The 24,768-nt window shown below is 75.0% G+C and carries 21 protein-coding genes and 1 pseudogene; 15 read left to right on the top strand and 7 right to left on the bottom strand.

What is annotated here, in order from left to right; all coding sequences use genetic code 11:
* Positions 1-32 precede the first annotated feature (32 nt).
* From zwf to tkt, 3 genes are all read right to left on the bottom strand, one after another.
* Entirely contained in the window at positions 33-1,574 is a 1,542-nt protein-coding gene (zwf, locus tag ACZ4MO_RS08730) for a glucose-6-phosphate dehydrogenase (RefSeq protein ID WP_175008480.1), read from the bottom strand.
* A 144-nt stretch (positions 1,575-1,718) separates the two neighbouring features.
* Positions 1,719-2,858 carry a transaldolase gene (tal, locus tag ACZ4MO_RS08725; protein ID WP_209829217.1) on the bottom strand — a complete coding sequence of 380 codons (1,140 nt, stop codon included), beginning with the start codon at positions 2,856-2,858 and terminating at the stop codon, positions 1,719-1,721.
* Positions 2,859-2,980: 122 nt separating this feature from the next.
* A complete protein-coding gene (tkt, locus tag ACZ4MO_RS08720) occupies positions 2,981-5,134 on the bottom strand; it encodes a transketolase (RefSeq protein ID WP_499278745.1) in 2,154 nt (717 codons plus the stop codon).
* 362 nt (positions 5,135-5,496) lie between these two features.
* Between tkt and ACZ4MO_RS08715 the strand changes: the two genes are divergently transcribed.
* From ACZ4MO_RS08715 to ACZ4MO_RS08655, 13 genes and pseudogenes are all read left to right on the top strand, one after another.
* Entirely contained in the window at positions 5,497-6,525 is a 1,029-nt protein-coding gene (locus tag ACZ4MO_RS08715; RefSeq protein ID WP_255437107.1) for a heme o synthase, read from the top strand.
* A gap of 30 nt (positions 6,526-6,555) precedes the next feature.
* Positions 6,556-7,509, top strand: coding sequence for a site-specific tyrosine recombinase XerD (xerD, locus tag ACZ4MO_RS08710; protein WP_175008483.1), 954 nt, complete (start codon positions 6,556-6,558; stop codon positions 7,507-7,509).
* A 120-nt stretch (positions 7,510-7,629) separates the two neighbouring features.
* Positions 7,630-8,622 (top strand): AAA family ATPase, encoded by a 993-nt coding sequence (locus ACZ4MO_RS08705; RefSeq protein ID WP_175008484.1) that lies wholly within the window; start codon positions 7,630-7,632, stop codon positions 8,620-8,622.
* Positions 8,606-9,535 carry a segregation/condensation protein A gene (locus tag ACZ4MO_RS08700; RefSeq protein ID WP_175008485.1) on the top strand — a complete coding sequence of 310 codons (930 nt, stop codon included), beginning with the start codon at positions 8,606-8,608 and terminating at the stop codon, positions 9,533-9,535. Before ACZ4MO_RS08705 ends, ACZ4MO_RS08700 begins: the two co-directional genes overlap by 17 nt.
* Positions 9,536-9,582: 47 nt before the next feature.
* A pseudogene (gene scpB, locus ACZ4MO_RS08695) lies at positions 9,583-10,140 on the top strand (SMC-Scp complex subunit ScpB); the annotation flags it as partial.
* 446 nt (positions 10,141-10,586) lie between these two features.
* Positions 10,587-11,354 carry a pseudouridine synthase gene (locus tag ACZ4MO_RS08690; protein ID WP_074807264.1) on the top strand — a complete coding sequence of 256 codons (768 nt, stop codon included), beginning with the start codon at positions 10,587-10,589 and terminating at the stop codon, positions 11,352-11,354.
* A gap of 78 nt (positions 11,355-11,432) precedes the next feature.
* Positions 11,433-11,795, top strand: coding sequence for a chorismate mutase (gene aroH / locus ACZ4MO_RS08685; RefSeq protein ID WP_175008487.1), 363 nt, complete (start codon positions 11,433-11,435; stop codon positions 11,793-11,795).
* On the top strand, positions 11,792-12,538 hold the full coding sequence (cmk, locus tag ACZ4MO_RS08680) for a (d)CMP kinase (protein WP_175008488.1): 747 nt from the start codon (positions 11,792-11,794) through the stop codon (positions 12,536-12,538). The genes aroH and cmk overlap by 4 nt, the downstream gene beginning before the upstream one ends.
* Before the next feature lie 26 nt (positions 12,539-12,564).
* Positions 12,565-13,239 (top strand): lysophospholipid acyltransferase family protein, encoded by a 675-nt coding sequence (locus ACZ4MO_RS08675; protein ID WP_255437109.1) that lies wholly within the window; start codon positions 12,565-12,567, stop codon positions 13,237-13,239.
* A complete protein-coding gene (locus ACZ4MO_RS08670; protein WP_175008489.1) occupies positions 13,236-14,174 on the top strand; it encodes an EamA family transporter in 939 nt (312 codons plus the stop codon). Before ACZ4MO_RS08675 ends, ACZ4MO_RS08670 begins: the two co-directional genes overlap by 4 nt.
* Before the next feature lie 69 nt (positions 14,175-14,243).
* On the top strand, positions 14,244-14,615 hold the full coding sequence (locus ACZ4MO_RS08665; RefSeq protein WP_175008490.1) for a DUF1801 domain-containing protein: 372 nt from the start codon (positions 14,244-14,246) through the stop codon (positions 14,613-14,615).
* Positions 14,616-14,699: 84 nt separating this feature from the next.
* Positions 14,700-16,226: a ribosome biogenesis GTPase Der gene (gene der / locus ACZ4MO_RS08660; RefSeq protein ID WP_186810401.1), complete on the top strand. Its 1,527-nt coding sequence runs from the start codon at positions 14,700-14,702 to the stop codon at positions 16,224-16,226.
* On the top strand, positions 16,223-17,290 hold the full coding sequence (locus tag ACZ4MO_RS08655) for a hypothetical protein (RefSeq protein WP_175008492.1): 1,068 nt from the start codon (positions 16,223-16,225) through the stop codon (positions 17,288-17,290). The genes der and ACZ4MO_RS08655 overlap by 4 nt, the downstream gene beginning before the upstream one ends.
* 92 nt (positions 17,291-17,382) lie before the next feature.
* On the opposite strand, the gene ACZ4MO_RS08650 is transcribed toward ACZ4MO_RS08655, so the two are convergent.
* From ACZ4MO_RS08650 to ACZ4MO_RS08640, 3 genes are all read right to left on the bottom strand, one after another.
* Positions 17,383-19,239: an amidase family protein gene (locus ACZ4MO_RS08650; RefSeq protein ID WP_255437110.1), complete on the bottom strand. Its 1,857-nt coding sequence runs from the start codon at positions 19,237-19,239 to the stop codon at positions 17,383-17,385.
* Between the two features lie 68 nt (positions 19,240-19,307).
* Positions 19,308-20,057, bottom strand: a complete 750-nt coding sequence (locus ACZ4MO_RS08645; RefSeq protein WP_175008494.1) for a cohesin domain-containing protein — start codon at positions 20,055-20,057, stop codon at positions 19,308-19,310.
* Positions 20,058-20,229: 172 nt separating this feature from the next.
* On the bottom strand, positions 20,230-21,825 hold the full coding sequence (locus tag ACZ4MO_RS08640; protein WP_499278739.1) for an MFS transporter: 1,596 nt from the start codon (positions 21,823-21,825) through the stop codon (positions 20,230-20,232).
* Between the two features lie 118 nt (positions 21,826-21,943).
* On the opposite strand from ACZ4MO_RS08640, the gene ACZ4MO_RS08635 reads away from it, so the two are divergent.
* Positions 21,944-22,780, top strand: a complete 837-nt coding sequence (locus ACZ4MO_RS08635; RefSeq protein ID WP_051028337.1) for an alpha/beta fold hydrolase — start codon at positions 21,944-21,946, stop codon at positions 22,778-22,780.
* 124 nt (positions 22,781-22,904) lie between these two features.
* Complete coding sequence (locus ACZ4MO_RS08630; protein ID WP_175008495.1) at positions 22,905-23,489, top strand: putative immunity protein; 585 nt, start codon at positions 22,905-22,907, stop codon at positions 23,487-23,489.
* A gap of 29 nt (positions 23,490-23,518) precedes the next feature.
* On the opposite strand, the gene ACZ4MO_RS08625 is transcribed toward ACZ4MO_RS08630, so the two are convergent.
* Positions 23,519-24,646, bottom strand: coding sequence for a Fic family protein (locus tag ACZ4MO_RS08625; RefSeq protein WP_255437111.1), 1,128 nt, complete (start codon positions 24,644-24,646; stop codon positions 23,519-23,521).
* Between the last annotated feature and the right edge of the window lie 122 nt (positions 24,647-24,768).

Genomic DNA, 24,768 nt, shown 5'->3' with positions numbered 1-24,768 from the left:
GCGCGCGGCCCGCTCGGCGGGCGCCGGGGCGGTCACGGGCGCCGCCACGCGCGGCCGTCACGCGCGAGCATCGCGTCGGCGGACTCCGGGCCCCACGTGCCCGACCGGTACTGCTCGGGCTTGCCCTTCGCCGCCCAGTGCGCGGTGATCGGGTCGAGGATCTTCCAGGAGAGCTCGACCTCCTCGCGCGTGGGGAACAGCGGCGGGTCGCCGAGCAGGACGTCGAGGATGAGGCGCTCGTACGCCTCCGGCGACGACTCGGTGAACGCGTGCCCGTAGCCGAAGTCCATCGTCACGTCGCGGACCTCCATCGCGGTGCCCGGGACCTTGGCGCCGAAGCGCATCGTCACGCCCTCGTCCGGCTGGACGCGGATCACGAGCGCGTTGTTCCCGAGGTCCGACGCCTGCGAGCTCTCGAACGGCAGGTGCGGTGCCTTCTTGAACACGACCGCGACCTCGGTCACGCGACGCCCGAGGCGCTTGCCCGTGCGCAGGTAGAACGGGACGCCCGCCCAGCGGCGGTTGTCGATGTCGACGCGGATCGCCGCGTACGTCTCCGTGGTGGAGGAGTCGGGGATGCCGTCCTCCTCGAGGAAGCCGATGACCTCCTCGCCGCCCTGCCAGCCGGCGGCGTACTGGCCGCGGGCCGTGTGCCGGGACAGCTCGCGCGGCAGCCGCACGGCGGAGAGCGCCTTGATCTTCTCGGCCCGCAGGGAGGGCGCGTCGAACGACACCGGCTCCTCCATCGCGACGAGCGCGAGGAGCTGGAGGAGGTGGTTCTGGATGACGTCGCGCGCGGCGCCGATGCCGTCGTAGTAGCCCGCGCGGCCTCCGATGCCGATGTCCTCGGCCATCGTGATCTGCACGTGGTCGACGTAGTTCGCGTTCCAGATGGGCTCGAACATCTGGTTCGCGAAGCGCAGGGCGAGGAGGTTCTGGACCGTCTCCTTGCCGAGGTAGTGGTCGATGCGGAAGACCGAGTCGGGCGGGAAGACCTCCGACACGACGGCGTCGAGCTCGCGCGCGCTCGCGAGGTCGTGGCCGAAGGGCTTCTCGATGACCACGCGGCGCCACGCCTCCTCCGCCGAGCGGGACAGCCCCGACTCGGCGAGCTGGCGGCACACGACGGGGAACGCGCTCGGCGGGACCGACAGGTAGAACGCGTGGTTGCCGCCCGTGCCGCGCTCGGCGTCGAGCGTCTCGACCGTCTCGCGCAGGCGCTCGAACGCCTCGTCGTCGTCGAACGAGCCCTGGACGAACCGGATGCCCTCGGAGAGCTGGCGCCACGTCGCCTCGCGGAACGGCGTGCGCGCGTGCTCCTTGACGGCGTCGTGCACGACCTGCGCGAAGTCCTGGTCCTCCCAGTCGCGGCGCGCGAAGCCCGTGAGCGCGAAGCCCGGCGGCAGCAGGCCGCGGTTGGCGAGGTCGTAGACCGCGGGCATGAGCTTCTTGCGGGCGAGGTCGCCCGTGACGCCGAAGATGACGAGCCCGCACGGGCCCGCGATCCGGGGCAGGCGCAGGTCGAGGGGGTCGCGCAGAGGGTTGTGCTCTGGCGTGATCTTGGCCGGTCTCACCTGGTGGCACCGTTCCGTTCGGGGAGGGGTCGGAGGACTGCAGAAGGTCTGGGGCGTCTGCGGATCATAGGGGCGTCGCCACGGGGTGCGCCGTCGTTCCCGCAGGTCGGACGCGCGGGCGAGACGACGGCCGCGCGCCCGCGGTCAGGAGGAGGCGAGGCGGCGCAGGTTGTCGCGCGTCGTGGCGAGGAGCTCGGTCCAGCTGTCCTCGAACTTGCGCACGCCCTCGGCCTCGAGGCGGTCGGTGACCTCGACGAGGGAGACGCCGAACGACTCGACGGTCTCGATCGTGCGCCTCGACGCGGACGCCGTGCCGGTGATCGTGTCGCCCGTCACGACGCCGTGGTCCGCGAACGCCTGGAGCGTCGCCTCGGGCATCGTGTTCACGACGCCGTCCGTCACGAGCTCGTCGACGTACATCGTGTCGCGGTACTCGGGGTTCTTCACGCCCGTCGAGGCCCACAGCGGGCGCTGCGGCTGCGCGCCGGACGCGGCGAGCGAGCGCCAGCGGTCCGTCTGGCGGAACTCCTCGTAGGCCTCGAACGCGAGGCGCGCGTTCGCCACGGCCGTCTGCCCGCGCAGGTCGAGCGCCTCGGGCGTCCCGACCTTCTCGAGCGCGGCGTCCACGGCGGTGTCCACGCGCGAGACGAAGAACGAGGCGACCGAGCCCACGGGCGCGAGGTCGACGCCGTCGGCGCGCGCCTGCTCCAGCCCGATCGCGAACGCCTCCATGACGGCGCGGTAGCGCGCGAGGGAGAAGATGAGGGTCACGTTGACGCTGATGCCCTGCGCGAGCGTGCGCGTGATCGCGTCAAGGCCCGCGACGGTCGCCGGGATCTTGATGTAGACGTTCGGGCGGTCGATCGTGCGCCACAGGCGCTCCGCCGTGACGACCGTCGCGTCGGCGTCGTGGGCGAGGCGCGGGTCGACCTCGATCGAGACGCGCCCGTCGACGCCGTCGGTGGCGTCGTAGACGGGCCGCAGGAGGTCGGCGGCGGTGCGCACGTCGTCCGTGGTGATGCGCTCGACGGCGGCCTCCACGGCCGCGTCGTCGGTGCCCGCGGCCGCGAGGTCGGCGAGCTGGGCGTCGTAGGCGTCGCCCTGCGCGAGCGCCGACGCGAAGATCGTGGGGTTCGTGGTCACGCCGACGACGCCGCGCGTCGCCACGAGCTCGGCGAGGTTGCCGGTGCGCAGCCGTTCTCGGGAGAGGTCGTCGAGCCAGATCGACACGCCCGCTCCCGTGAGCTGCTCGATGGGGCCGGGGACGGTGGTGGGCTGCGTCATCGGACTTCCTCTCGTGGTGCTCTCGCCGCGGGCGTGCACCCGGGGCGCCGCTCGTGGCGGTCGTCCCGGGGCGTCCCGAGGTGGGGCCGCGTGCGCGGCCCCACCTCGGAATCTACGAAGGGTCAGCGCAGGTCGCCAGTGCCGCCCTCCGAGGGGGTGGGCTCGGCGCCCGGCGCGTCGTCGCCGCGCGCCGCGGCGATCGACTCGCGCGCCGCCGTCGCGACGGCCTCGGACGTGATGCCGAACTCGCGGTACAGCACCTGGTAGTCCGCGGACGCGCCGTAGTGCTCGAGGCTCACGGAGCGGCCGGCGTCGCCGACGAGCTCGCGCCAGCCCTGCGCGACGCCCGCCTCGACCGAGACGCGCGCACGGACCGTGGACGGCAGGACTGACTCGCGGTAGGCGTCGTCCTGGCCGTCGAACCACTCGCGGCTCGGCAGCGACACGACGCGCGCCTGCACGCCCTCGGCGGCGAGGATCTCGCGCGCCTCGACGGCGAGCTGCACCTCGGAGCCGGTGCCGATGAGGATGACGTCGGGCGTGCCCTCGGTGTCGAGCAGCACGTAGCCGCCGCGCGCCGTGCCGGACGCGTCGGCGTAGCCGTCGGTCCCGCGCGGGAACGTCGGCACGTTCTGGCGCGTGAGGATGAGGCCCGCCGGGCGCTCGGTGTTCTCGAGCACGGTGCGCCACGCCCACGCGGTCTCGTTCGCGTCGGCCGGCCGCACGACGTCGAGGCCCGGGATCGCGCGCAGCGCCGCGAGGTGCTCGACGGGCTGGTGCGTCGGGCCGTCCTCGCCGAGGCCGATCGAGTCGTGCGTCCACACGAACGTCGTCGGGATCTCCATGAGGGCGGCGAGCCGGACGGCGGGACGCATGTAGTCGCTGAACTGGAGGAACGTGCCGCCGTAGGCGCGCGTGCCACCGTGCAGGACGATGCCGTTGAGGATCGCGCCCATCGCGTGCTCGCGGATGCCGAAGTGCAGCGTGCGGCCGTACTCGTGGCCCGGGAACTTCTTCGTCGCGTGCTCGGGCGGCACGAACGACGGCTCGCCGTCCATCGTCGTGTTGTTCGAGCCCGCGAGGTCGGCGGAGCCGCCCCACAGCTCGGGCAGGACGTCCTTGAGCGCGGTGAGGACCTTGCCGGACGCGGAGCGCGTCGCGACGGCCTTGCCCGCCTCGAACGTCGGGAGGGAGTCCTCCCAGCCCGCCGGGAGCTGGCGGCGCGAGAGGCGGTCGAGCAGCTCCGCGCCGGACGGGTTCGCCGTCTTCCAGGCCTCGAACGCCCGGTCCCAGGCGGCGCGGGCGTCGGCCTGGCGCTCGCCGACGGCGCGCGTGTACGCGAGCACCTCGTCGTCGATCGCGAAGCTCGCCTCGGGGTCGAGGCCGAGCTCGACCTTGAGGCCCTTGATCTCGTCGGCGCCCATGGCGGAGCCGTGGATGCCGCCCGTGTTCTGCTTCGTGGGCGACGGGTACCCGATGATCGTGCGCAGCGCGATGATCGACGGCTTGCCCGTCTCGGCCTTGGCGGCCTCGATCGCGGCGTGCAGCGCGTCGACGTCCTCCGTGTAGCCGGTGCCCCCGTTGGTCCAGTCGACGCGCTGGGTGTGCCAGCCGTACGCCGCGTACCGCGCGAGCACGTCCTCGGTGAACGCGATGTCCGTGTCGTCCTCGATCGAGATCTTGTTGTCGTCCCAGATCACGACGAGGTTGCCGAGCTGCTGGTGGCCCGCGAGCGAGGAGGCCTCGCTCGTCACGCCCTCCTGCAGGTCGCCGTCGGAGGCGATGACGTAGACGTGGTGGTCGAACGGCGACTCGCCCGGCGTGGTCGACGGGTCGAGCAGGCCGCGCTCGCGGCGTGCCGCGAACGCCATGCCGACCGACGACGCGAGGCCCTGGCCGAGCGGGCCGGTCGTGATCTCGACGCCCCGGGTGTGCTTGTACTCGGGGTGGCCGGGGGTCTTGGAGCCCCACGTGCGCAGCGCCTCGATGTCCTCCATCTCCAGGCCGTACCCGGCGAGGAAGAGCTGGAGGTAGATCGTCAGCGACGAGTGGCCCGCGGAGAGCACGAACCGGTCACGACCGACCCAGTGGTCGTCGGACGGGTCGTGGCGCATGACCTTCTGGAACAGCAGGTACGCGGCGGGGGCCAGCGAGATCGCGGTGCCCGGGTGGCCGTTGCCCACCTTCTCCACGGCGTCGGCGGCGAGCGCCTTGATCGTCTTGACGGCCCGGTCGTCCAGGTCCGTCCAGTCCAGGGGCGTGTGAGCAGGGGACAACGCGTTCACCGAACCTCATTCCCGTCCGGAGCGCGCGCCCCGGATCCTCGCGACAACTCGAAGCAACCGTTGAACATTTCCCGGCCTCACGCCTCAGGGGGCGGGGCGGCCCGGTGCCCGTCGCCCGGCCCGGAGGCCACGTCCGTGGCGGGCGGTCCGACGCGGGACGGTCGCGGGCACCAGCCTATACGCGCGCGCCGTTCCCGGCCGGGCGGTGCCCACGTGCTGGATTTCGGTCGGATGTCACACAATCGCCCGGCCCGTCCGGTCGGCCCCCGCGCAGGCGGGGACGTACGATGAGCGAGGACGACCGGCGGTCCGTCCCAGCTCGCCCCCCACCTCAGAACGGAACACCGAAGCGCGTGCACACCACGAGCCAGGCACCGATCGACGGGACCGGAAGCCCGTCGAGCGCCGCGTCGACCCAGCAGCCGTCCTCCCCGACGGCCCCCGCGACCTCCGTCGCCCCGACGGCCGAGGTCGCCAGCGCGACCCGCGCGCTGCGCGAGCGGGTTGGCGCCTACGTCGCCCTCACCAAGCCGCGCATCATCGAGCTCCTCCTCGTCACGACGGTGCCGACGATGTTCCTGGCGCAGGGCGGGCTGCCCGGCCTGGGCCTCATCCTCGCGACGCTCGTCGGCGGCACGCTCGCCGCGGCGTCCGCGAACGTCTACAACTGCTACCTCGACCGCGACATCGACGAGGTCATGAACCGCACCAAGCGGCGCCCGCTCGTCACGGGCGAGATCTCCCCGCGCGCGGCGCTCGTCTTCGCGACCGTCCTCGGCGTGGTGTCGCTGGTCTGGTTCGCGCTGCTGGTCAACGTCGTCTCGGCGTGGCTGACGTTCGCGGCGATCGCGATCTACGTCGTCGGCTACACGATGATCCTCAAGCGCCGTACTCCGCAGAACATCGTGTGGGGCGGCATCGCGGGCTGCATGCCGGTGCTCATCGGCTGGTCGGCGGTCACGGGCTCGCTGAGCTGGGCGGCGCTCGCGTTGTTCCTCGTCATCTTCTTCTGGACCCCGCCGCACTACTGGCCGCTGTCGATGAAGTTCAAGCGGGACTACGCGAACGCGGGCGTCCCGATGCTCCCCGTCGTCGCGGACGACAGCAGGGTCGCGCGCGAGATGATCCTCTACGGCGTCGCGATGGTCGCCTCGTCCCTCGCGCTGTGGCCGCTCGCCGGCATGACCTGGGTGTACGGCGTCGTCGCCACGGCCCTGGGCGCGTGGTTCCTGTCGTCGTGCGTGACGATGCTGCGCCGGGCGCGCGACAAGGCCGACGGCAAGGGCGGCAAGGTGGGGGAGATGAAGGTCTTCCACGCGTCCATCACGTACCTGACCCTGCTCTTCGTCGCGGTGGCGGTCGACGTCTTCCTCCCGCTGTGAGCCCGGCCGTCCCGGCAGGGCAGTGACGCCATGAGCCCCGGCGAGGCCCACGTGCCCGAGGCGCTGGACCGCGCCGCGCGCGAGTACCTGGCGCACCTCGCCGTCGAGCGCGGGCTGTCCGCCAACACGGTCGCGGCCTACCGCCGCGACCTCGCGCGCTACGTCGCGTTCCTCGCGTCGCGCGGCAACCACGCCGTGCGCGACGTCGAGGCGGACGACGTCGCGGACTACGTCACGGCGCTGCGCACCGGGGCCGACGGCGGCGCGCCCCTGTCGGCGTCCTCGACCGCCCGGTCGGTCGCGGCGGTGCGCGGCTGGCACCGGTTCTGCGCGGCGGAGGGCCTCGCCGACGCCGACGCGTCGGCCGACGTGCGCCCGCCCGCCCAGGGCAGGCGGCTGCCGAAGGCCATCTCGACCGACGAGGTCGCGCGCATCCTCGAGGCCTCCGGGGCCGGGGACGGTCCGGGCCCCCTGCGCGACCGCGCGCTCCTGGAGCTCGTGTACTCGACCGGCGCGCGCATCACCGAGGCGGTGAGCCTCGACGTCGACGACTTGGACCTCGACAGCGGCGCCGTGCGCCTGCTGGGCAAGGGCGGCAAGGAGCGCGTGGTGCCCGTCGGGTCGTTCGCGCGACGCGCCCTCGACGCCTACCTCGTGCGCGGGCGCGCCGCGCTCGCCGCGAACGGGCGGGGGACGCCCGCGGTGTTCCTCAACACGCGCGGCGCGCGCCTGTCCCGGCAGAGCGCGTGGGCCGTGCTGCGCACCGCGGCCGAGCGCGCCGGGATCGAGCACCCCGAGCGCATCTCGCCCCACACGCTGCGGCACTCGTTCGCGACCCACCTGCTCGCCGGCGGCGCGGACGTGCGCGTCGTGCAGGAGCTGCTGGGCCACGCGTCGGTCACCACGACCCAGATCTACACGCTCGTGACGCCCGACACGCTGCGCGAGGTCTACGCGGCCGCGCACCCCCGCGCGCTGGGCTGACGGGCGCGCCGGGACGGCGGCACCACCGCTGCGGCGTGCCCTGCGGCGTGCCGTCCCGGAACGCGGCGCGCGGGCGCGTGCGCACCGGCCGCGGGGAGGTCCTGCGATACCGTGGCGGACGTGAGCAGCCAGGCCGAGACCCAGCCCGAGACGCGCGGCGCGCACGGCTCGCACGGCGACGCCGTCCGTCCGGTCGCCCCGCCGACCTCCGCCGAGGGGGACGCGGCCCCCGCCGTCGACCGCCCCGCGGATCGGACCGCCGGCACCGAGCCGCGTGTCGACGTCGTCGGCCGCACCCTGCCGGAGTTCCCCGTCCCGGCCCCGCTCGCCGCGCACGGCCCGGGCCGGATCATCGCGATGTGCAACCAGAAGGGCGGCGTCGGCAAGACGACGACGACCATCAACCTGGGCGCCGCGCTCGCCGAGTACGGGCGCAAGGTCCTGCTCGTCGACTTCGACCCGCAGGGCGCCGCGTCCGTCGGCCTGGGCGTCAACCCGCACGAGCTCGACCGCACGGTCTACAACCTGCTCATGGAGCGTGGCGCGGACATCCACGACGTGCTCGTGAGCACCGACGTCGAGAACCTCGACCTGCTGCCCGCGAACATCGACCTCTCGGCCGCCGAGGTGCAGCTCGTGGGCGAGGTCGCGCGCGAGTCCGTCCTGTCGCGCGTGCTGCGCCCCGTCGTGGACGACTACGACGTGATCCTCGTCGACTGCCAGCCGTCGCTCGGGCTGCTGACCGTGAACGCGCTCACCGCCGCGCACGGCGTCCTCATCCCGCTCGAGTGCGAGTTCTTCGCGCTGCGCGGCGTCGCCCTGCTCGTCGAGACGATCGAGAAGGTGCGCGACCGGCTCAACCCGCGCCTCGACGTCGACGGCATCCTCGCCACGATGTTCGACTCGCGGACGCTGCACTCGCGCGAGGTCGTGGCGCGCGTGCACGAGGCGTTCGGCGACAAGCTGCTCCACACCGTGATCGGGCGCACCGTGAAGTTCCCGGACGCGTCCGTCGCGGCGGAGCCCATCACCGTCTACGCGCCGAACCACCCGGGCGCGGTCGCGTACCGGCAGCTCGCCCGGGAGCTGGTCGCCCGTGGCGACGCCGCCTGAGCCGCCGCCACCGACCGAGCCGCCCGCACGGACCGGGTTCGAGGTCCGGCTCGACAACTTCAGCGGGCCCTTCGACCTGCTGCTGTCGCTCATCACGAAGCACAAGCTCGACATCACCGAGGTCGCGCTCGCGCGCGTGACGGACGACTTCATCGCGTACATCCGCACGGCCGAGCGTGCCGCCGCGGTCGCGCGGGCCGCGGGGGAGGACCACCCCGGCTGGGACCTCGGGACCGCGAGCGAGTTCCTCGTCGTCGCCGCGACGCTGCTCGACCTCAAGGCGGCCCGGCTGCTGCCGACGGGCAGCGTCGAGGACGACGAGGACCTGGCGCTGCTGGAGGCGCGGGACCTGCTCTTCGCGCGGCTGCTGCAGTACCGCGCGTACAAGGACGTGTCGGGGCTGCTCGCCGAGCGGTTCGAGAGCGCGGGGCGCCGGTTCCCGCGCGTCGTGCAGCTCGAGCCGCACCTCGCCGCGCTGCTGCCCGAGCTCGTGTGGACCATGGGACCGGACCAGCTCGCCGTGCTCGCGGCCCGCGCGCTCGCGCCCAAGGCGCCGCCGCCCGGCGTCTCGCTCGACCACCTGCACGCCCCCGCCGTGAGCGTGCGCGAGCAGGCCGGGATCGTCGTCGAGCGCGTGCGCAGCCACGGCACGACGACGTTCCGCGCCCTCGTGGCCGACGCGGGGGAGACCGCCGTGGTCGTCGCGCGGTTCCTCGCGCTGCTCGAGCTGTTCCGTCAGGCGCTCGTCGCGTTCGACCAGGTGACGCCGCTCGGCGAGCTCACCGTGCGGTGGTCGGGCGACGACGACGCGGCCGAGCCGCCGCTCGTCGGCGTCGGCAGCGAGTTCGACGAGGGCGACGAGCCCGACCTGGCGGACGCCCTCGCCGCCACCGACCAGGAGGTCCCCGCGTGACGCTGCCCGACGACGGCCCGACCCCGGACGACGCCCGCCCGCCCGCCGTGCACGACCTCCCGGGCGGCCTGCCGTCCGCGCTCGAGGCCGTGCTCATGGTCGCCGACGAGCCGATACCCCCGGTCGAGCTCGCGACGGCGCTCGCGGTCCCGGTCGACGAGGTGCTCGACGCGCTGCACGAGCTCGCCGCCGAGTACCGGGGCGACGACGGCGGGCGCCCGCGCGGGTTCGAGCTGCGCGCGGCGGGCGGCGGGTGGCGCGTCTACTCGGCGCCCGCGCACGCCGAGTTCGTGGGCCGGTTCGTGCAGGGCGGCCAGACGGCCCGGCTCACGCAGGCGGCGTTGGAGACTCTGGCCGTGATCGCGTACCGTCAACCGGTCAGCCGCGGCCAGGTGTCGGCGGTGCGAGGGGTCAACGTGGACGGCGTGGTGCGCACGCTCGTGGCGCGCGGGCTCGTGGCCGAGGTCGGCCAGGACCCGCACACCGGCGCCGGCCTCTTCGGCACCACGGGGTACTTCCTCGAGCGGATGGGCTTCACGTCGCTCGACGAGCTCCCCCCGCTCGCGCCGCACCTGCCGGACATGGACGACCTCGAGGGCCTCGACGGGCTCGCCGACCTGCGCGCTCCCGCGCGGCCGACGGGGGTCGCGGCGCCGACGGACGCTCCCGGCGCCGCGGCTGACGACGCGGACGGCGCACCGGCGCCGACCGCCACGACACCCGGCGTGACGCGCGACGTCACGCACGGACCGACGGACGAAGGACACGCATGAGCTCGAAGGACGGACGCCGCTCCGACGACGCAGGGCGCGGGCGCACGCCCCGCGACGGGGCGGGCGACGCACGCCGCGGCGGGAGCGGCGACGCGCGTCGCGGCGGCCCGCGGAGTGGCGACGGCGCACGCTCGGGCGGCGCGCCCCGGCGCGGCGGCTCGTCCCCGCAGGGCTCGTCCACGGGCCGCGACGCGGCTGCCGGTCGGGGTCGACCTGCGCCGGGTCGCGGTACGGCGGCGCCCCGCACCGGCCAGGCGGCCGGCCGGCCGCGCCGTCCCGTGCGCGGGCAGCCCACCGAGCCCCAGCGCGACGTGCACGTCGAGGACGGCGTGCGCCTGCAGAAGGTGCTGGCGTCGGCCGGGCTGGGGTCGCGCCGCGCGTGCGAGGACCTCATCGCGCAGGGCCGCGTCGAGGTCGACGGCGTGCGCGTCACCGAGCTGGGCGTGCGGGTCGACCCGGCCCGCGCCGTCGTGCACGTGGACGGGATGCGCCTGCAGCTCGACTCCTCGCGCGTGACCCTCGCCCTCAACAAGCCGCGCGGCGTCGTGTCGACCATGCACGACCCGGACGGGCGCCCGTCCATCGCGGAGCTCGTCGCCGACCGGCCGGAGCGCCTGTTCCACGTGGGCCGCCTCGACGCGGACAGCGAGGGCCTGCTGCTCCTCACGAACGACGGCGAGCTCGCGAACCACCTCGCGCACCCCTCGCACGAGGTCGCCAAGACCTACCTCGTCACGGTGCGCGGCAAGGTCGCGGGGAACGTCGCGAACAAGTTCCTGCACGGGATCGAGCTCGAGGACGGCGTCGTGCGGGCGGACGCGTACCGCGTCGTCGACCAGGTCGCGGACCAGACGATGATCGAGGTCGTGCTGCACTCGGGGCGCAACCGCGTCGTGCGACGCATGTTCGAGGAGGTCGGTTACCCCGTAACGCGCCTCGTGCGCACACGCATCGGCCCGATCGCGCTCGGCAACCTGCGCCCCGGCACGACGCGCGTGCTCGGTCGCACCGAGCTCGGCACGCTCATGGCGGGCGTCGGGCTCTAGGCCCGGTCCGCGCGTCCCGCACCACCACCCCGACGGACCGCCGCGAGGCGGGCCGTCCCGCACGAAGGAGCACCATCCATGCCGGTCCGGGCGATCCGGGGCGCGACCCAGCTCGACGTCGACGAGCGCGAGCACCTGTTCGAGCGCACGCGCGAGCTCGTGCAGGAGGTGCTCGACGCGAACGCCGTCGACACGCGCGCGCTCATCTCGATCCTCTTCACGTGCACGCCCGACCTGGTGGCCGACTTCCCGGCCGCCGCGGCGCGCGAGATGGGCCTCGGCGACGTGCCGCTCATGTGCGCGACGGAGATCGCGGTGCCCGGCGCGCTCCCGCGCGTGGTGCGCCTCATGGCGCACGCGGAGCTCGACGTGGACCGTGCGGCGGTGCAGCACGTGTACCTGCACGGGGCGACGGCGCTGCGCAAGGACCTGGCCCAGTGAGCACGGGGACGCCGGGAGACGGCGCGCTGACGGTCGCGATCGACGGACCCTCGGGGTCCGGCAAGTCGAGCGTGTCCAAGGGCGTCGCGCGCCGCCTCGGCCTCGCGTACCTCGACACGGGCGCGATGTACCGCGCCGCCACCTGGTGGTGCCTCCACCGCGGCGAGGACCTCGCCGACCAGGAGGCCGTCGCGCACGCCGTGCGCGTCATGCCGCTCGTCATGGGTCTCGACCCGTCCGGGCCGACGGTCCACGTGGACGGGACGGACGTCGGGGAGGCGATCCGCTCGACCGCGATCTCCACGGCCGTCAGCGCCGTCGCGACGAACCTCGCGGTGCGCGCCGAGCTGCGGCGCCTCCAGCGCGCGGTCATCGAGGTCGAGCGCACGCCCGACGGCTTCGCGGGCGGGCGCGGCGTCGTCGCGGAGGGCCGGGACATCACGACGGTCGTCGCCCCTGACGCCGACGTGCGCGTGCTCCTCACCGCGAGCGAGGAGGCCCGCCTCGCGCGGCGCTCGCTCGACGTGCACGGGACGGCCGACGCGGCCGCCGTCGAGGCGACGAAGGACCAGGTGCTGCGGCGCGACCGCGACGACGCGACGGTCTCGCAGTTCCAGGTCGCGGCCGACGGCGTCGTGACCGTCGACTCGTCGGAGCTCGACCTCGAGCAGACGATCGACGCGGTCCTCTCCGTGGTCGAGCAGGTCACCGGGCGGGTGGTCGGTCCGCGCCAGGGCTCGTGAGCCGGGTGCGCGGTCCGGGAGACGGCGTGCCGTCACCCGCCGGGCCGGCCTGGTCGCGCTGGGTGGGCCGCTTCCTCGCCCGGGTCGTGTGGGCGACCGACGTCATCGGGGCGGAGCACGTCCCGACGGACGGCCCGGTCGTGCTCGCCGCGAACCACACCGGCGTCGTCGACGGGCCGCTCGTCCTCGGTGTCGCGCCGCGCCCGCTGCACGTCCTCGTCAAGGAGGAGATGTTCACCGGGCCGGTCGGCTGGGTGCTGCGTGCCGCCGGGCAGATCCCCGTGGACCGCACCGGCGGACGCCCGGCGCTCGCGGCCGGGCTCGGCGTGCTCCGGCGCGGCGGGGCGGTCGGCGTCTTCCCCGAGGGCGCCCGGGGGCGCGGCGACGCGACGTCGGCGCGCGCCGGGGCCGCGTGGCTCGCGCTCAACGGCCACGCGCACGTGGTGCCCGTGGCCGTGCTCGGTACGCGCCGCGCGGGCGAGGGCGTCAACCGGCTCCCCGGGCTGCGGCGTCGGCTCGTCGTCCGCTTCGGCGCGCCGCTCGCCGTCGAGCGCGTGCCCGGGGTGAGCGGCAAGCAGGCGCTCGAGGACGCGAACGAGCGCATCCGCACCGCGCTCGCCGAGCTGGTCGCCGACACGGTCGCGCTGACCGGTGTGGCGCTGCCGCTGGACGACCCGCGCGGGGACCGGCCGACCCCATGAGGACGGACCGCCCGGTGGCGCACGTGGTGGGCGACCGCCCGGGCACCGGTCTGCTCGTCGGGCTCGCGTCGGCCCTCGCGTTCGGCGCGAGCGGCCCGTTCGTCAAGCCGCTCCTCGAGGCGGGCTGGACGCCCGGCGCCGCCGTCTTCGCGCGCGCCCTGTGCTCGGCGCTCGTCCTCGCCCCGGTCGCGGCGGTCGCCCTGCGCGGCAGCCACCGGCTCCTGCGCGAGGAGTGGCGGCTGGTCCTCGGGTTCGGCCTCGTCGCCGTCGCGGGGACCCAGCTGTGCTACTTCGCGGCGGTCGCGCGCATGCCCGTCGGGATCGCGCTCCTCATCGAGTACCTCGCGCCCGTCCTGCTCGTCGGCCTCGCCTGGGCCCGCACGCGGCACGTGCCGCCACGGCTCACGCTCGCGGGCTGCGCCGTCGCTGTCCTCGGCCTCGTGCTCGTCGTCGACCCGGGCGGCGCTCGCCCCGACCTCCTCGGCGTCCTGTTCGCGCTCGGCGCGGCGGGCGGGCTGGGCGCCTACTTCGTGCTGTCCGCGCGCCCGACGCGCCTGCCTCCCGTCGCGCTCGCCGCGAGCGGGCTCGGCGTCGGGGCGCTCGCGCTCGGCGCGGCGGCGCTCGCGGGCGTGCTGCCGTTCGCCGCCCCGCTCGTCGACGTCACGCTCCTCGGCTCGACCGCGCCCTGGTACGTCCCGCTCGCGGTCGTCGTGCTCGTCGCGACGGCGTTCGCGTACGTGTCCGGGGTCGCCGCGACCGTCCGCATGGGCGAGCGCCTCGCGTCGTTCGTCGGGCTGTCGGAGGTGCTGTTCACCGTGGTCATCGCGTGGCTCCTGCTCGGCGAGGTGCCGGGACTCGTGCAGGCCGCGGGCGGCGTGCTCGTCGTCGCCGGGGTCGTCCTCGTGCGCCTCGCGGGCACGACCACCGCGCGGTAGGTTCGCGCTCAGGCGCCGGCGCCCCGTCGCGGGACCGGGCAGGCGCTGCCCGCGGGGGAGGGAGCACGCATGGCCGAGCCGCCCGGCAAGCCCACGACCGTCGACGAGTACCTCGCGACGCTCGCCCCGGACGCGCGCGACGTCGTCGCGCACCTGCGCGCCGTGGTGCACGACACGGTGCCTGGCCTGGGCGAGCGGATCAGCTACGGCATCCCGACCTTCACGCGCGACGGCCGGTACGTCGTCTACCTCGCGGGCTGGGCGCACCACGTCTCGCTCTATCCCGTCCCCGAGGTCGACGACGCGCTCGCGCGGCGCATCGCGCGCTACCAGGACGGCAAGGGCACGCTGCGGTTCCCGCTCGCGGAGCCCGTGCCCGACGACGTCGTGCGGGCCGTCGTCGCGCGGCTGGCCGCCCGCCGGGACGGTTCCGCGGGCTGACGCCGTGCGTCCCGGACGGCCACCCGCACGACGCGCCCGCGGCCTGGTTCGGAGCCTGGCCCGCGGCCTGGGAGAATGGACCTCATGACCACACCCGACCCCGCCCAGCCCGGCACGCCTGGACCGACCGACGCCGTCGGGCAGGCCGAGGAGCCCCTGGCGCACGCGGACTCCGCGGACGACGAGGCGCGCGAGCGCGCGCTGCGCGCCGGGCTCGACGACTACGAGCTCGAGGACGCCGACCTCGCGCTGCTCGACGCCGACGAGGACGCCCTCGACGGCGCGGAGCCCGAGTCGCCCCTGCCCGTGCTCGCCGTGGTCGGGCGTCCGAACGTCGGCAAGTCGACCCTCGTCAACCGCATCCTCGGCCGTCGCGAGGCCGTCGTCGAGGACAAGCCGGGCGTCACGCGCGACCGCGTGAGCTACCCGGCCGACTGGGCCGGGCGCCGGTTCACGCTCGTCGACACCGGCGGCTGGGAGGTCGACGTCGCGGGCATCGAGTCCAAGGTCGCCGAGCAGGCCGAGGTCGCCATCGCCCTCGCCGACGCGGTGCTCTTCGTCGTGGACGCGACGGTCGGCGCCACCGCGACGGACGAGCGCGTCGTGCGCCTCCTGCGCGAGTCGGGCAAGCCGGTCGTGCTGTGCGCCAACAAGGTCGACGGGCAGTCGGGCGAGGCGGACGCCGCCTACCTCTGGAGCCTCGGCCTCGGCGAGCCGCACCCCGTGTCCGCGCTGCACGGCCGCGGGACGGGCGACCTGCTGGACGCCGCGATGGCGGCGCTCCCGACCGAGTCCGAGCACGGCGAGGTGCGCCCGACCGGGCCGCGCCGCGTCGCACTCGTCGGGCGCCCGAACGTCGGCAAGTCCTCGCTGCTCAACAAGCTCGCGGGCGCCGACCGCGTCGTCGTCGACGAGATCGCGGGCACGACGCGCGACCCGGTCGACGAGCTCGTGACCATCAAGGACGTCCCGTACGTCCTCGTCGACACCGCCGGCATCCGTCGCCGCGTGCACCAGACGAAGGGCGCCGACTTCTACGCGTCGCTGCGCACGCAGGCCGCGATCGAGAAGGCGGAGCTCGCCGTCGTGCTCGTGGACGCGTCGGTGCCGCTCACCGAGCAGGACACGCGCGTCATCTCCCAGGTCGTGGACGCGGGCCGCGCGCTCGTCATCGCGTACAACAAGTGGGACCTCATGGACGACGACCGTCGCCCGTACCTCGAGCGCGAGATCGAGAAGGACCTCGTGCAGGTGCAGTGGGCGCCGCGCGTCAACGTGTCGGCCCGCACCGGCTGGCACACCGACCGTCTCGCCCCGGCGATGGAGCGCGCGCTCGACTCCTGGGACACGCGCATCCCGACGGGCCGCCTCAACGCGTTCCTCGGCGAGCTCGTGGCCGCCCACCCGCACCCGCTGCGCGGCGGCAAGCAGCCCCGCATCCTCTTCGCGACGCAGGCCTCCACGCGCCCGCCGCGGTTCGTCGTCTTCGCGACCGGGTTCCTCGAGGCGGGCTACCGCCGGTTCATCGAGCGCCGCCTGCGCGAGACGTTCGGGTTCGAGGGCTCGCCCATCGAGATCAGCGTCCGCGTGCGGGAGAAGCGCAAGCGGTGAGCGCGGGCTCGGGGCGCGCCTCCGCCGGGACGTCCCGGCGGGGCCGCGCCCTGCGCCTGGGCGCGGCCCGCGACACCGCGGCCGTGCGGCACGTCGTGACGTTCCTCGTGGTCGCCGTCGCGACGGTGCTCGTGACGCGGTTCTTCCTCGCGGCGTCGGGGTACCCGCAGGTCGGCGGGGGAGACCTGCACGTCGCGCACGTGCTGTGGGGCGGGCTCGGCATGGCGCTCGCCCTCGTGATCCTGCTGTCCTTCGTCGGCCCGGCGCCGCGCTCGCTCGGCGCGTTCGTGGGCGGCATCGGGTTCGGGCTGTTCGTCGACGAGATCGGCAAGTTCGTCACCGCGGACAACGACTACTTCTACGAGCCGACGGCGGCGCTCATCTACGCGACGGTCGTCGTGCTCGTCCTCGTCGTCGAGGCGCTGCACGGCTGGCGGCGCCACCACCCGGCCGAGTACCTCGCGGTCGCGACCGACCGCGCCGTCGCGGGCGTCGCCGGCGGGTTCACCGACGACGCGCGCGACGAGGCCCGTGCGCTCGTCGCCCTGGGCCGGGGCGAGCCGACGGCCGACGAGGTCGCGGCGCTCGTCGAGGCCGTGCCGCGCGACGACGTCGACGTGCCCGACCCGGTGCGCGCGCTCGTGCGGCGCTCGTCGGCCTGGTTCGCGCAGACGCTCCAGCGCCGCTGGGCCGCCGTCGTGGTGGTCGTGCTCGTGCTCGGGACGGCGCTCGGCTCGCTGCTCGCGGGGCTGCGCGTGCTCGTCGGCGACGTCGACGTGCCCGCCTGGGTCGGGGTCGGCATCGTCGCGGGCGTCGCCGCGACGGTCGCGTGCGTCGTCGTCGGCGTGGTGGCGTCCCGTCGCGGACACCCCGAGGACCGCCGCGCCGGCGCCGTCTGGGTCCGGCGCGGCGTGCTCGTCTCGCTCCTGCTCACGCAGCTCCTCGTGTTCCGCGCGCTGCAGTGGGTCGGCGTCGCCGGGCTCGTGGTGGATCTGCTCGTGCTCGCGGCGCTCGGCGCCGCCCTCGGTGGCGACGACGAGCGCCGTCGGACACCGCGACGCTGACGCGTCGTCGCCGTGGTGGGCGACCTCTCCCGACGCACGACGGCGGCCGCCCCCCCGGGAGGGGACGGCCGCCGTCGGCGGTGGTGGGCCGCTCAGCCGAGCGGGCCGTAGAGCGCGGGGGAGGTGCGGGCCTGCGTGGCCTGCTCGAGCGCGTACGCGAGGCCGAGCAGCGGGCCCTCGTCGAAGTCGCGGCCGAGCAGCTCGAGGTTGACGCCGCCGCCGGTGACGGTGCCGTCGGTCGCGACCGCCTGGCCGACCGGGACGGTCACGGCGGGCAGCCCGGTGTTCGGGCTGAGCCGCAGGTTGGTCCCGATCGTCCCGTACGGGTTGGCGCTCGGGTAGACGAGCGCGTCGAGGTCGCCGTCGTCGAGCATCGTCGTGACGAGCACCTTGCCCTCGGCGAGGACCTTCGTGTGCGACCCCTCGGGGCCCGCCCACGCCTGGTACGTCTCCTCGGTGACCGCGTCGCGCGAGACGTACGTGCTGCGGCGGGACGGCACGTAGCGGCCCGAGTCGACGATCCCCTGGAGCGTGCGGGCCTCGACCTGCGGGGCGAGGTGGGTCGCGACGTACGCGTCGAGGTCGTGCTTGAACTCGTTCGTCGAGCCCGACCCCTCGGAGAGGACGCTCGCGAAACCGTTCGGCAGGACCGGCGACCACGTGGTGGGCGGCGTGACCTCGACGACGGTCGCGCCGAGCGACTCGAGCGTCGCGCGGGTCTGGGCCCACAGGCGCAGGGTCGCCGCGTTGGAGCCGAGCATCGACGGCACGTAGCCGATGCGGGCGCCGTCGAGCGCGCCCTCGTCGAGGTACTGCGTGTACGACGCCGGGACCTCGCCCTCCTGGCGCGACGTCACCGGGTCGGCGGCGTCGACCCCGGCGACGGCGTCGAGCGCGACCGCCGCGTCGAGGACGCTCCGCGCCATCGGGCCGCCCGTGTCCTGGCTCAGCGCGAGCGGGATGATGCCGTCGCGGCTCGCGAGACCGACCGTCGGGCGCACGCCGACGAGCTGGTTGTACGACGACGGGACGCGGATCGATCCGCCCGTGTCCGTGCCGAGGCCGAGCCCGGCGAGGTTCGCCGCGACGGCCGCCCCCGTGCCGCCGCTGGACCCGCCGGCCGTGCGGCTCGTCACGTACGGGCTCGCGACGAGCGTGCTCGTCCCGGCGCCCTGGAAGGACGAGAACTCCGACGCGAACCCGAACGCGAACTCGTCCAGGCTGGCCTTCGCGAGGATCACCGCGCCGTCGGCGCGCAGGCCCTCGACCATCGTCGCGTCGGTCGTCGTCCGGTTGTCGTCCCAGCAGCCGCAGCCGCCCGTGGTGGGCATGTCCGTCGTGTCGTAGTTGTCCTTCACCGTGACGGGCACGCCGAGCAGCAGGCTCGTCATGCCGTCCGTTCCGCGGACCGCGTCGGCGCGCGCGGCGGCCTCCAGCGCGACGTCGCTCGTGCTGATGATCGAGTGCAGCGGCCGCCCGCCCGCGCCCGTGTCGACGAGCGTCGTGTCGTACGCCGCGATCCGGTCGAGGTACTCCTGGGTGATCGCGACCGACGTCGTCGTGCCCGCGTTCATCGCGGCCTGCATGTCGAGCACGGACGCCTCGACGAGCTCGAACGGGCCGTCGTCGTAGACCATGCGCTGCGAGACGGCGGCGAGGTCGGTCACCGTGATCGTGCCGTCGCCGTCCGTGTCGGCGGGCGCGACGTCGTCCCAGACCGCGTCCGCCGACGTCGCGCCGAGCGCCGCGGCGACGACCGCGAGGTCGTCGGTCGTGACCTGCTGGTCGCCCGTGAGATCGAGCTCGGTCCAGTAGGGGGCGAGGAGCGGCGCGGTCTCCGTGGCGGGCGCGCCGGTCGCGGCGGGCGCCGTCGTGACGCCGAGGACGAGGCCGCCGATCGTCAGGGCGGCGAGCCCGCCGGTGGCGGCGCGCCGGTGGGTCGTGGTCACGGACGGCTCCTTCGAGGGGACGGGCGCGCGGTGCGCGGGCGAGAGGTCGGGGCGGGGCAGCGGGCCGGTCATCGCGTGGCCGCCCGACGCCGCGCGAGCAGGATGCCCGTGCCGACGGCGACCGCGAGGAGCGCGGCCCCGGCGAACCAGGCGACGCTCGCCCCGGTCGACGCGAGCGCGCCGCCCGAGGTGGACCCGGACGGGGACGACGACGAGTCGGACGCGCCGTCGTCCCCGGGGGGTGTGGTGCCGCCGTCGTCGACCGGCGGCGTGGTGGGCCCGTCCGTCGGCTCCTGCGTGGGCGGGACGTCGACCGCGGTGACGGTCGTCGTGGCGCTCGCGGCGTCGGTGAGCGTGGCCGTCTCGGCGTCGGCGCCGACGAGCGTGGCGGTCGGGACGGCGAAGGCGGCCGCGCCGTCGGACACGGCGGTGAACGTCAGGGTCGCGAGGGTGACGTCGCCCTCGAGGCCGGGGGAGGTACCGAGCCGCGTGTGCGTGACGGCGACCGTCCCGGCCGCGTCGTCGGTCGCGTCGGCGAAGCCGCCGTCCGGGGTGACGACGGAACCGTCCACGAGCTCGACGAGGTCGGGGTCGTAGGCGACGGCGAGGTCGTAGGCGTAGAGGTCGCCGGCGCCGGTCGCGGCGACCGTGACGGTGATCTCCGCGCCGACCTCGACCGACGCGGGCGCCGTGAGGGAGACCTGGGTGACGGACGGTGCGGCGTGCGCGGGGGCGGCGAGGGCCGCCGCGGCGACCGCGAGACCGCCGACGAGGGCGGCGCGGGCGCGGAGCCGTCTGCGGGGGACGGGACGGGTCATGGGCGAGCGGTCCTTCCTCCGGGCGCGCGGAGGTACGGCGCGACCGGCGGTCGTGTGGTGGGGCCCCCTGCCGTCAGCGATGCTCACAAGCCGCTGTTTCCCCGGCGTTTCGCGACGGTTAGCACGAGCAACGAACCGGGTATCGGTCCGGTCACGATCCCGACGACGCAGGTCAGCCGAGGACCGGCGGCTCGTCCTCACGTGTCTCGGGGTCCGGCAGGCGGCGCATGCGCAGCGCCGCGACGACGCCGAGGAGCCCCGCGACGAGCGGCACGAGGAGCGCGACCTGCAGCGCCCGCGCGCGCACGTCGTCGTTGATGGCCACGACCTCGGCGCGCACCGCGGGCGGCTCGTCGGCGAGGAGCTCGAGGAGCTGGGCGTCGCTCATGATCTCGGCGTCGTCCTCGAGCACCCGGGCGACCTGCTCCTTGTCGTCCGGGGGCAGCACGTCGCTCGCCTCGGCCCGCGCCGTGAACCCCGCCGCGAGCGACGCGAGCATGACCGCGCCTGCGACGGCGAGGCCGAGCGAGAGGCCGAACGACCCCGCGGCCGAGCTCACGCCCGCGGCCTCGCTCGCGCGCTCCTCGGGCACGGGGGACAGCGTGTACGCGTTGAGCTGGGAGACCAGGAGCCCCAGCCCGGCGCCCGCCACGACGAGCGGCAGCGCGAGCCACCAGCCCGACGACGCCCTCGGCACCACGACGACGAGCGCCACCATGCCCACGACGAGCAGGAGGAAGCCGGCGAGCACACGGGTCGCCGGGCGTCGTCGGCCAGGGCGCTTGCCCGCGACGAGGGCGGCGGCGAACATCGTCAGCGACAGCGGGGCGAGCGAGAGGCCCGCGAGCAGCGCGTCGTACCCGAGCGCCATCTGCAGGAAGATCGGCAGCGCGATCATCGCCCCGCCGAGCGCGACCTGCTGCAGGAGCTGCTGCGACACCCCGACCCGGAACGCGGGCGAGCGGAACAGCCCGGGGTCGACGAGCGTCGTCCGCCCGGCCCGCGCGCGGCGCACGAGCCACCACGCGAGGCCTACGAGACCCAGCGCGCCGACGAGGACGAGGGCCCCGACCGCCTCCCCGCCCTCCTGCCACACGAGCACGCCCAGCACCACGCCGCCCATCCCGACGACGGACAGGACCGTCCCGACGACGTCCACCGCGCGGTCGCCCGTGTACGGGACGTCGCGCACGAGGCGCACGCCCACGAGGACGACGACGATCACCACGGCCTCGAGCCCGAACGCCACGCGCCACGACAGCGTCGTCGTGATGACGCCCCCGAGCAGCGGCCCCACCGCCGCCGCGATCGACGCCGCCGCGCCCACGAGCGCGTAGACCGCCTTGCGCGCGGAGCCCTCGAAGTTGCCGTGCACGAGCGACTGCATCGCCGGCAGCAGCAGCGCGGCCCCGAGCCCGCCGATCACCGACCAGAAGATCACGACCGCCACGAGGCTCTGCGCGAGCGTCATCGCCACCGCGCCCGCCCCGTACGCGAGCAGCCCGACGACGTACGCGCGCCGCCGGCCCACGAGGTCGCCGACCTTGCTGCCCACGAGGATGAACGACGCCGACACGAGCGCCTCGAGCGCGATCGCCGTCTGGACGCCGCTCACGGTCGTGCCCAGGTCGCGCACGACGGCGGAGATCGACACGTTCATGAACGACGTGTCGACCACGAGCACGAACATCGCGGCGGCCAGGAGCAGCGCGAGGCGCCGGTCGGCCGCCGTCGGCCGACCCTCGGTGCGACCCGTGCTCTGCTCCACGTCGACCCCCGTCCGGCGTCCATGCTCGCCGCCCGGGTCCTCCCGGCGCCTCACCCGTCGCGGGTGCTCCGCCACCCGCGCGGCCGAGGTCGGCACGGTGCGCTGGGAGGATCGCGGCATGGCCGCAGAGGGGTGGACGTCGCGCCACGTCACCGTCGAGGGCCGCGAGGTCTTCGTGCGCTCCGGCCCCGAGGTCGCGGGCGCCGTGCCGATCGTGCACGTGCACGGCTTCGCCATCTCCGGCACCTACCTCCTCCCGACGGCCGAGCGTCTCGCCCACCGCGCGACCGCCGTCGTGCCGGACCTGCCCGGGTACGGGCGCAGCGAAGAGTGGGGCCACCCGCTCGGCATCCCCGCCCTCGCGTGGGCGCTCCTGTCGACGCTCGACGCGCTCGGGCTCGACCGTGTGGTCCTGCTGGGCAACTCCATGGGCGGCCCCGTCAGCCTCGAGGTCGCGCACGCCGCCCCCGACCGCGTCGCCGGCGTCGTGCTCGCGTCGCCCGCGGGCGGCGTGCACAACCAGCCGTTCGGGCGCGCGCTCACCCAGCTCGCGCGCGACGCCGTGCGCGAGAGCCCGCGCATGGCGCGCGTCGCGGTGCCCGACTACGTGCGCTTCGGGCCGGTCAACGCGCTCCAGCTCTTCGCCGAGCTCGCCCGGTTCCCCTCGCTCGAACGCGTGCTGCGCGTCCCCGTGCCGACGCTCGCCGTCCTCGGCACGCGCGACCCGCTCATGCCGCCGCCGTGGCGCGTGCGCGAGGTCGGTGCGCTCGCGCCCCCGCACGTGACCGTCGCCGCGATCGAGGGCGCCCCGCACGCCATGAACTTCAGCCACCCCGGCGAGCTCGCGCACGTCGTCGGGTGCTGGCTCGACGGGCGCGACATCACCGACGACCCCGACGAGCCCGGCGTCGCGCGGGTGCTCCAGGTCGCGCGGGGCGCCGGGCCGGTCGTGTGAGCCGTCGTGTGCGCCGCGGGCCGGGTCGTGGGTCGGGACGTGAGGGTGCCCGGCTCGGTACGGTGCTCGTAGGGCGTTCCGCGTCCTGGCGCGGACGGGAGCGCGCGAGAGCGAGGAGCGAGCGGTGACGACGACGGCGGCTGCGGTCGAGGTGAGCATCGAGGATCTGCGGGCGGTCACGGGGTACGCGGCCCGGTGCGCGGAGCCGGCCCTGGAGCTCGTCGAGGCGGTCCGGCCCGACGACGCACGCCCCCGCGAGGCGGTCGACGCGGCCCGCGCGTTCGCCTTCGGTGGCGCGCGCGGCAAGGCGCTGCGCGACACCGCCTGGGCGGCCCTGCGCGCGGCGAAGGAGGCGGGCGACCCCGCCGCCGCCGAGGCCGCCCGGGCCGCGATGGCGGCGGCCGGCGCCGCGTACCTGCACCCGATCGCCGACGCCCACCAGGTCAAGCACGTCCTCGGCTCCGCCGCCCACGCGGCGCACGCCGCCGCGCTCGCCGCGGGCGTGGACGGGTCCGGCGAGAGCGTCGCGAGCGGGTGGCTCGACACCGCGCGGGCGCTCGCGACGCCCGAGGTCGTCGCCGTGCTGCGTCGCTACCCGCCCGCGCCGGGCGGCGGCGGTCGCGTCGGCGAGCTGGTCCGACGGCTCGACGCGGCGCTGCGGGACGGCACGGGGCCGTCGGAGGGCGTCGTACCGGACGAGTGGACGTAGTCGGCACCCGCCGGGACCTCCAGGCGTCGTCAGCTGCGCCGGATCCGCTGGGCGAACAGGTCCAGGACGGCGAGGATCCCCTCGTGCTGCCAGACCCGGTTGCGCCGGAGGCCGCTGCGCTCGCGGAGGACACCCGCATCGGCGAGCTGGCTCAGCGCTCGCTGGGCGGTGACGTCACTGAACCCGAGGTGGTCGCGGAGGAACGCCGCGTTGATCACCGGATGGGCCACGAGGTGCGGCACGACGCTCCAGGCGGAGGCCTGGGGCCGCAGCCCGGAAAGCTGTTCCCGCGCTGTGGCGACCTGGCCCGCGAGGTCGTCGACGAGCCGCGCTCCGGCCGTCGCGGCGAACCGGCTCGCGCGGGAGAGCTGCTCGACGATCGGCCAGGCGTCACCGGCGCGGAACGCGGTGAGCGCGTCGAAGTAGGCCTCGGTGTCGATGAGGAGGCCCGCGGAGACCGGGGCGATGGTGTTCCGCGTGAGGCCCTTCGAGCGCAGCATGGCGTGCACGAGGGCCCGGCCGGTGCGGCCGTTGCCGTCCGTGAACGGGTGGATCGTCTCGAGCTGCGCGTGCGCGACGGCGGTCTGGACGAGGACGGGAAGGTCCTCCCGGCGGACGAAGGCCATGAGGTCCGCCATCGCTCCAGGGACGAGCTCTGGCTGGGGCCCGACGTGGGTCGCGCCTCTCGGGCTGATGCTCGACGAGCCGACCCAGACCAGAGTGCCTCGGTAGCGCCCCGCGTGCTCCTCCCATCCGGGCTGCCCGCCGAGGAGCTCGCGGTGCATCGTGAGGATCGAGGCCTCGTCGAGCCGGTCGGCGAGGTCGATGGCGGCTTGCATGGCCCGGACGTTCGCGACGACGGTGCGTGCGTTGGTGCTCGTCGTCTGGTCGATCTCGGCGAGCGCGAGCTGCTTGGCGCCGACCGTGAGGTTCTCGATCTGCGACGAGGAAGCGGACTCGGTGCGCAGCAGGATCGAGGACATCGGACCCAGGGTGGGGTTGTCCGGCCCGAGCGTTGCGCTGGCGTACGAGTCGAAGCGTGCGAGAGCGGCGGCTGCTTCCTCGGCGTCGGCGGACTGCTGCGGCGTCAGTACGGGGGAGTAGTCGGCGATGGCGGTCGGGATGGTGGACTCGTAGGGTCCCGAGCCAGCCGCCACCTGCGCACGCGTCGAAAGGCCGTCGTTCTCTGCTGTCCAGTAGTGGCTCACGTGAGCTACCGCTGGGACAGCGAGCACCTGAACTGCTTCCATGACGTCACCTTACTTACAGTTTCGGCGAA

The organism is Sphaerisporangium cinnabarinum (genome assembly GCF_055567015.1).
Note: the sequence above shows the minus strand (reverse complement) of the source record. Positions and strands in the feature narration are given on the sequence as shown.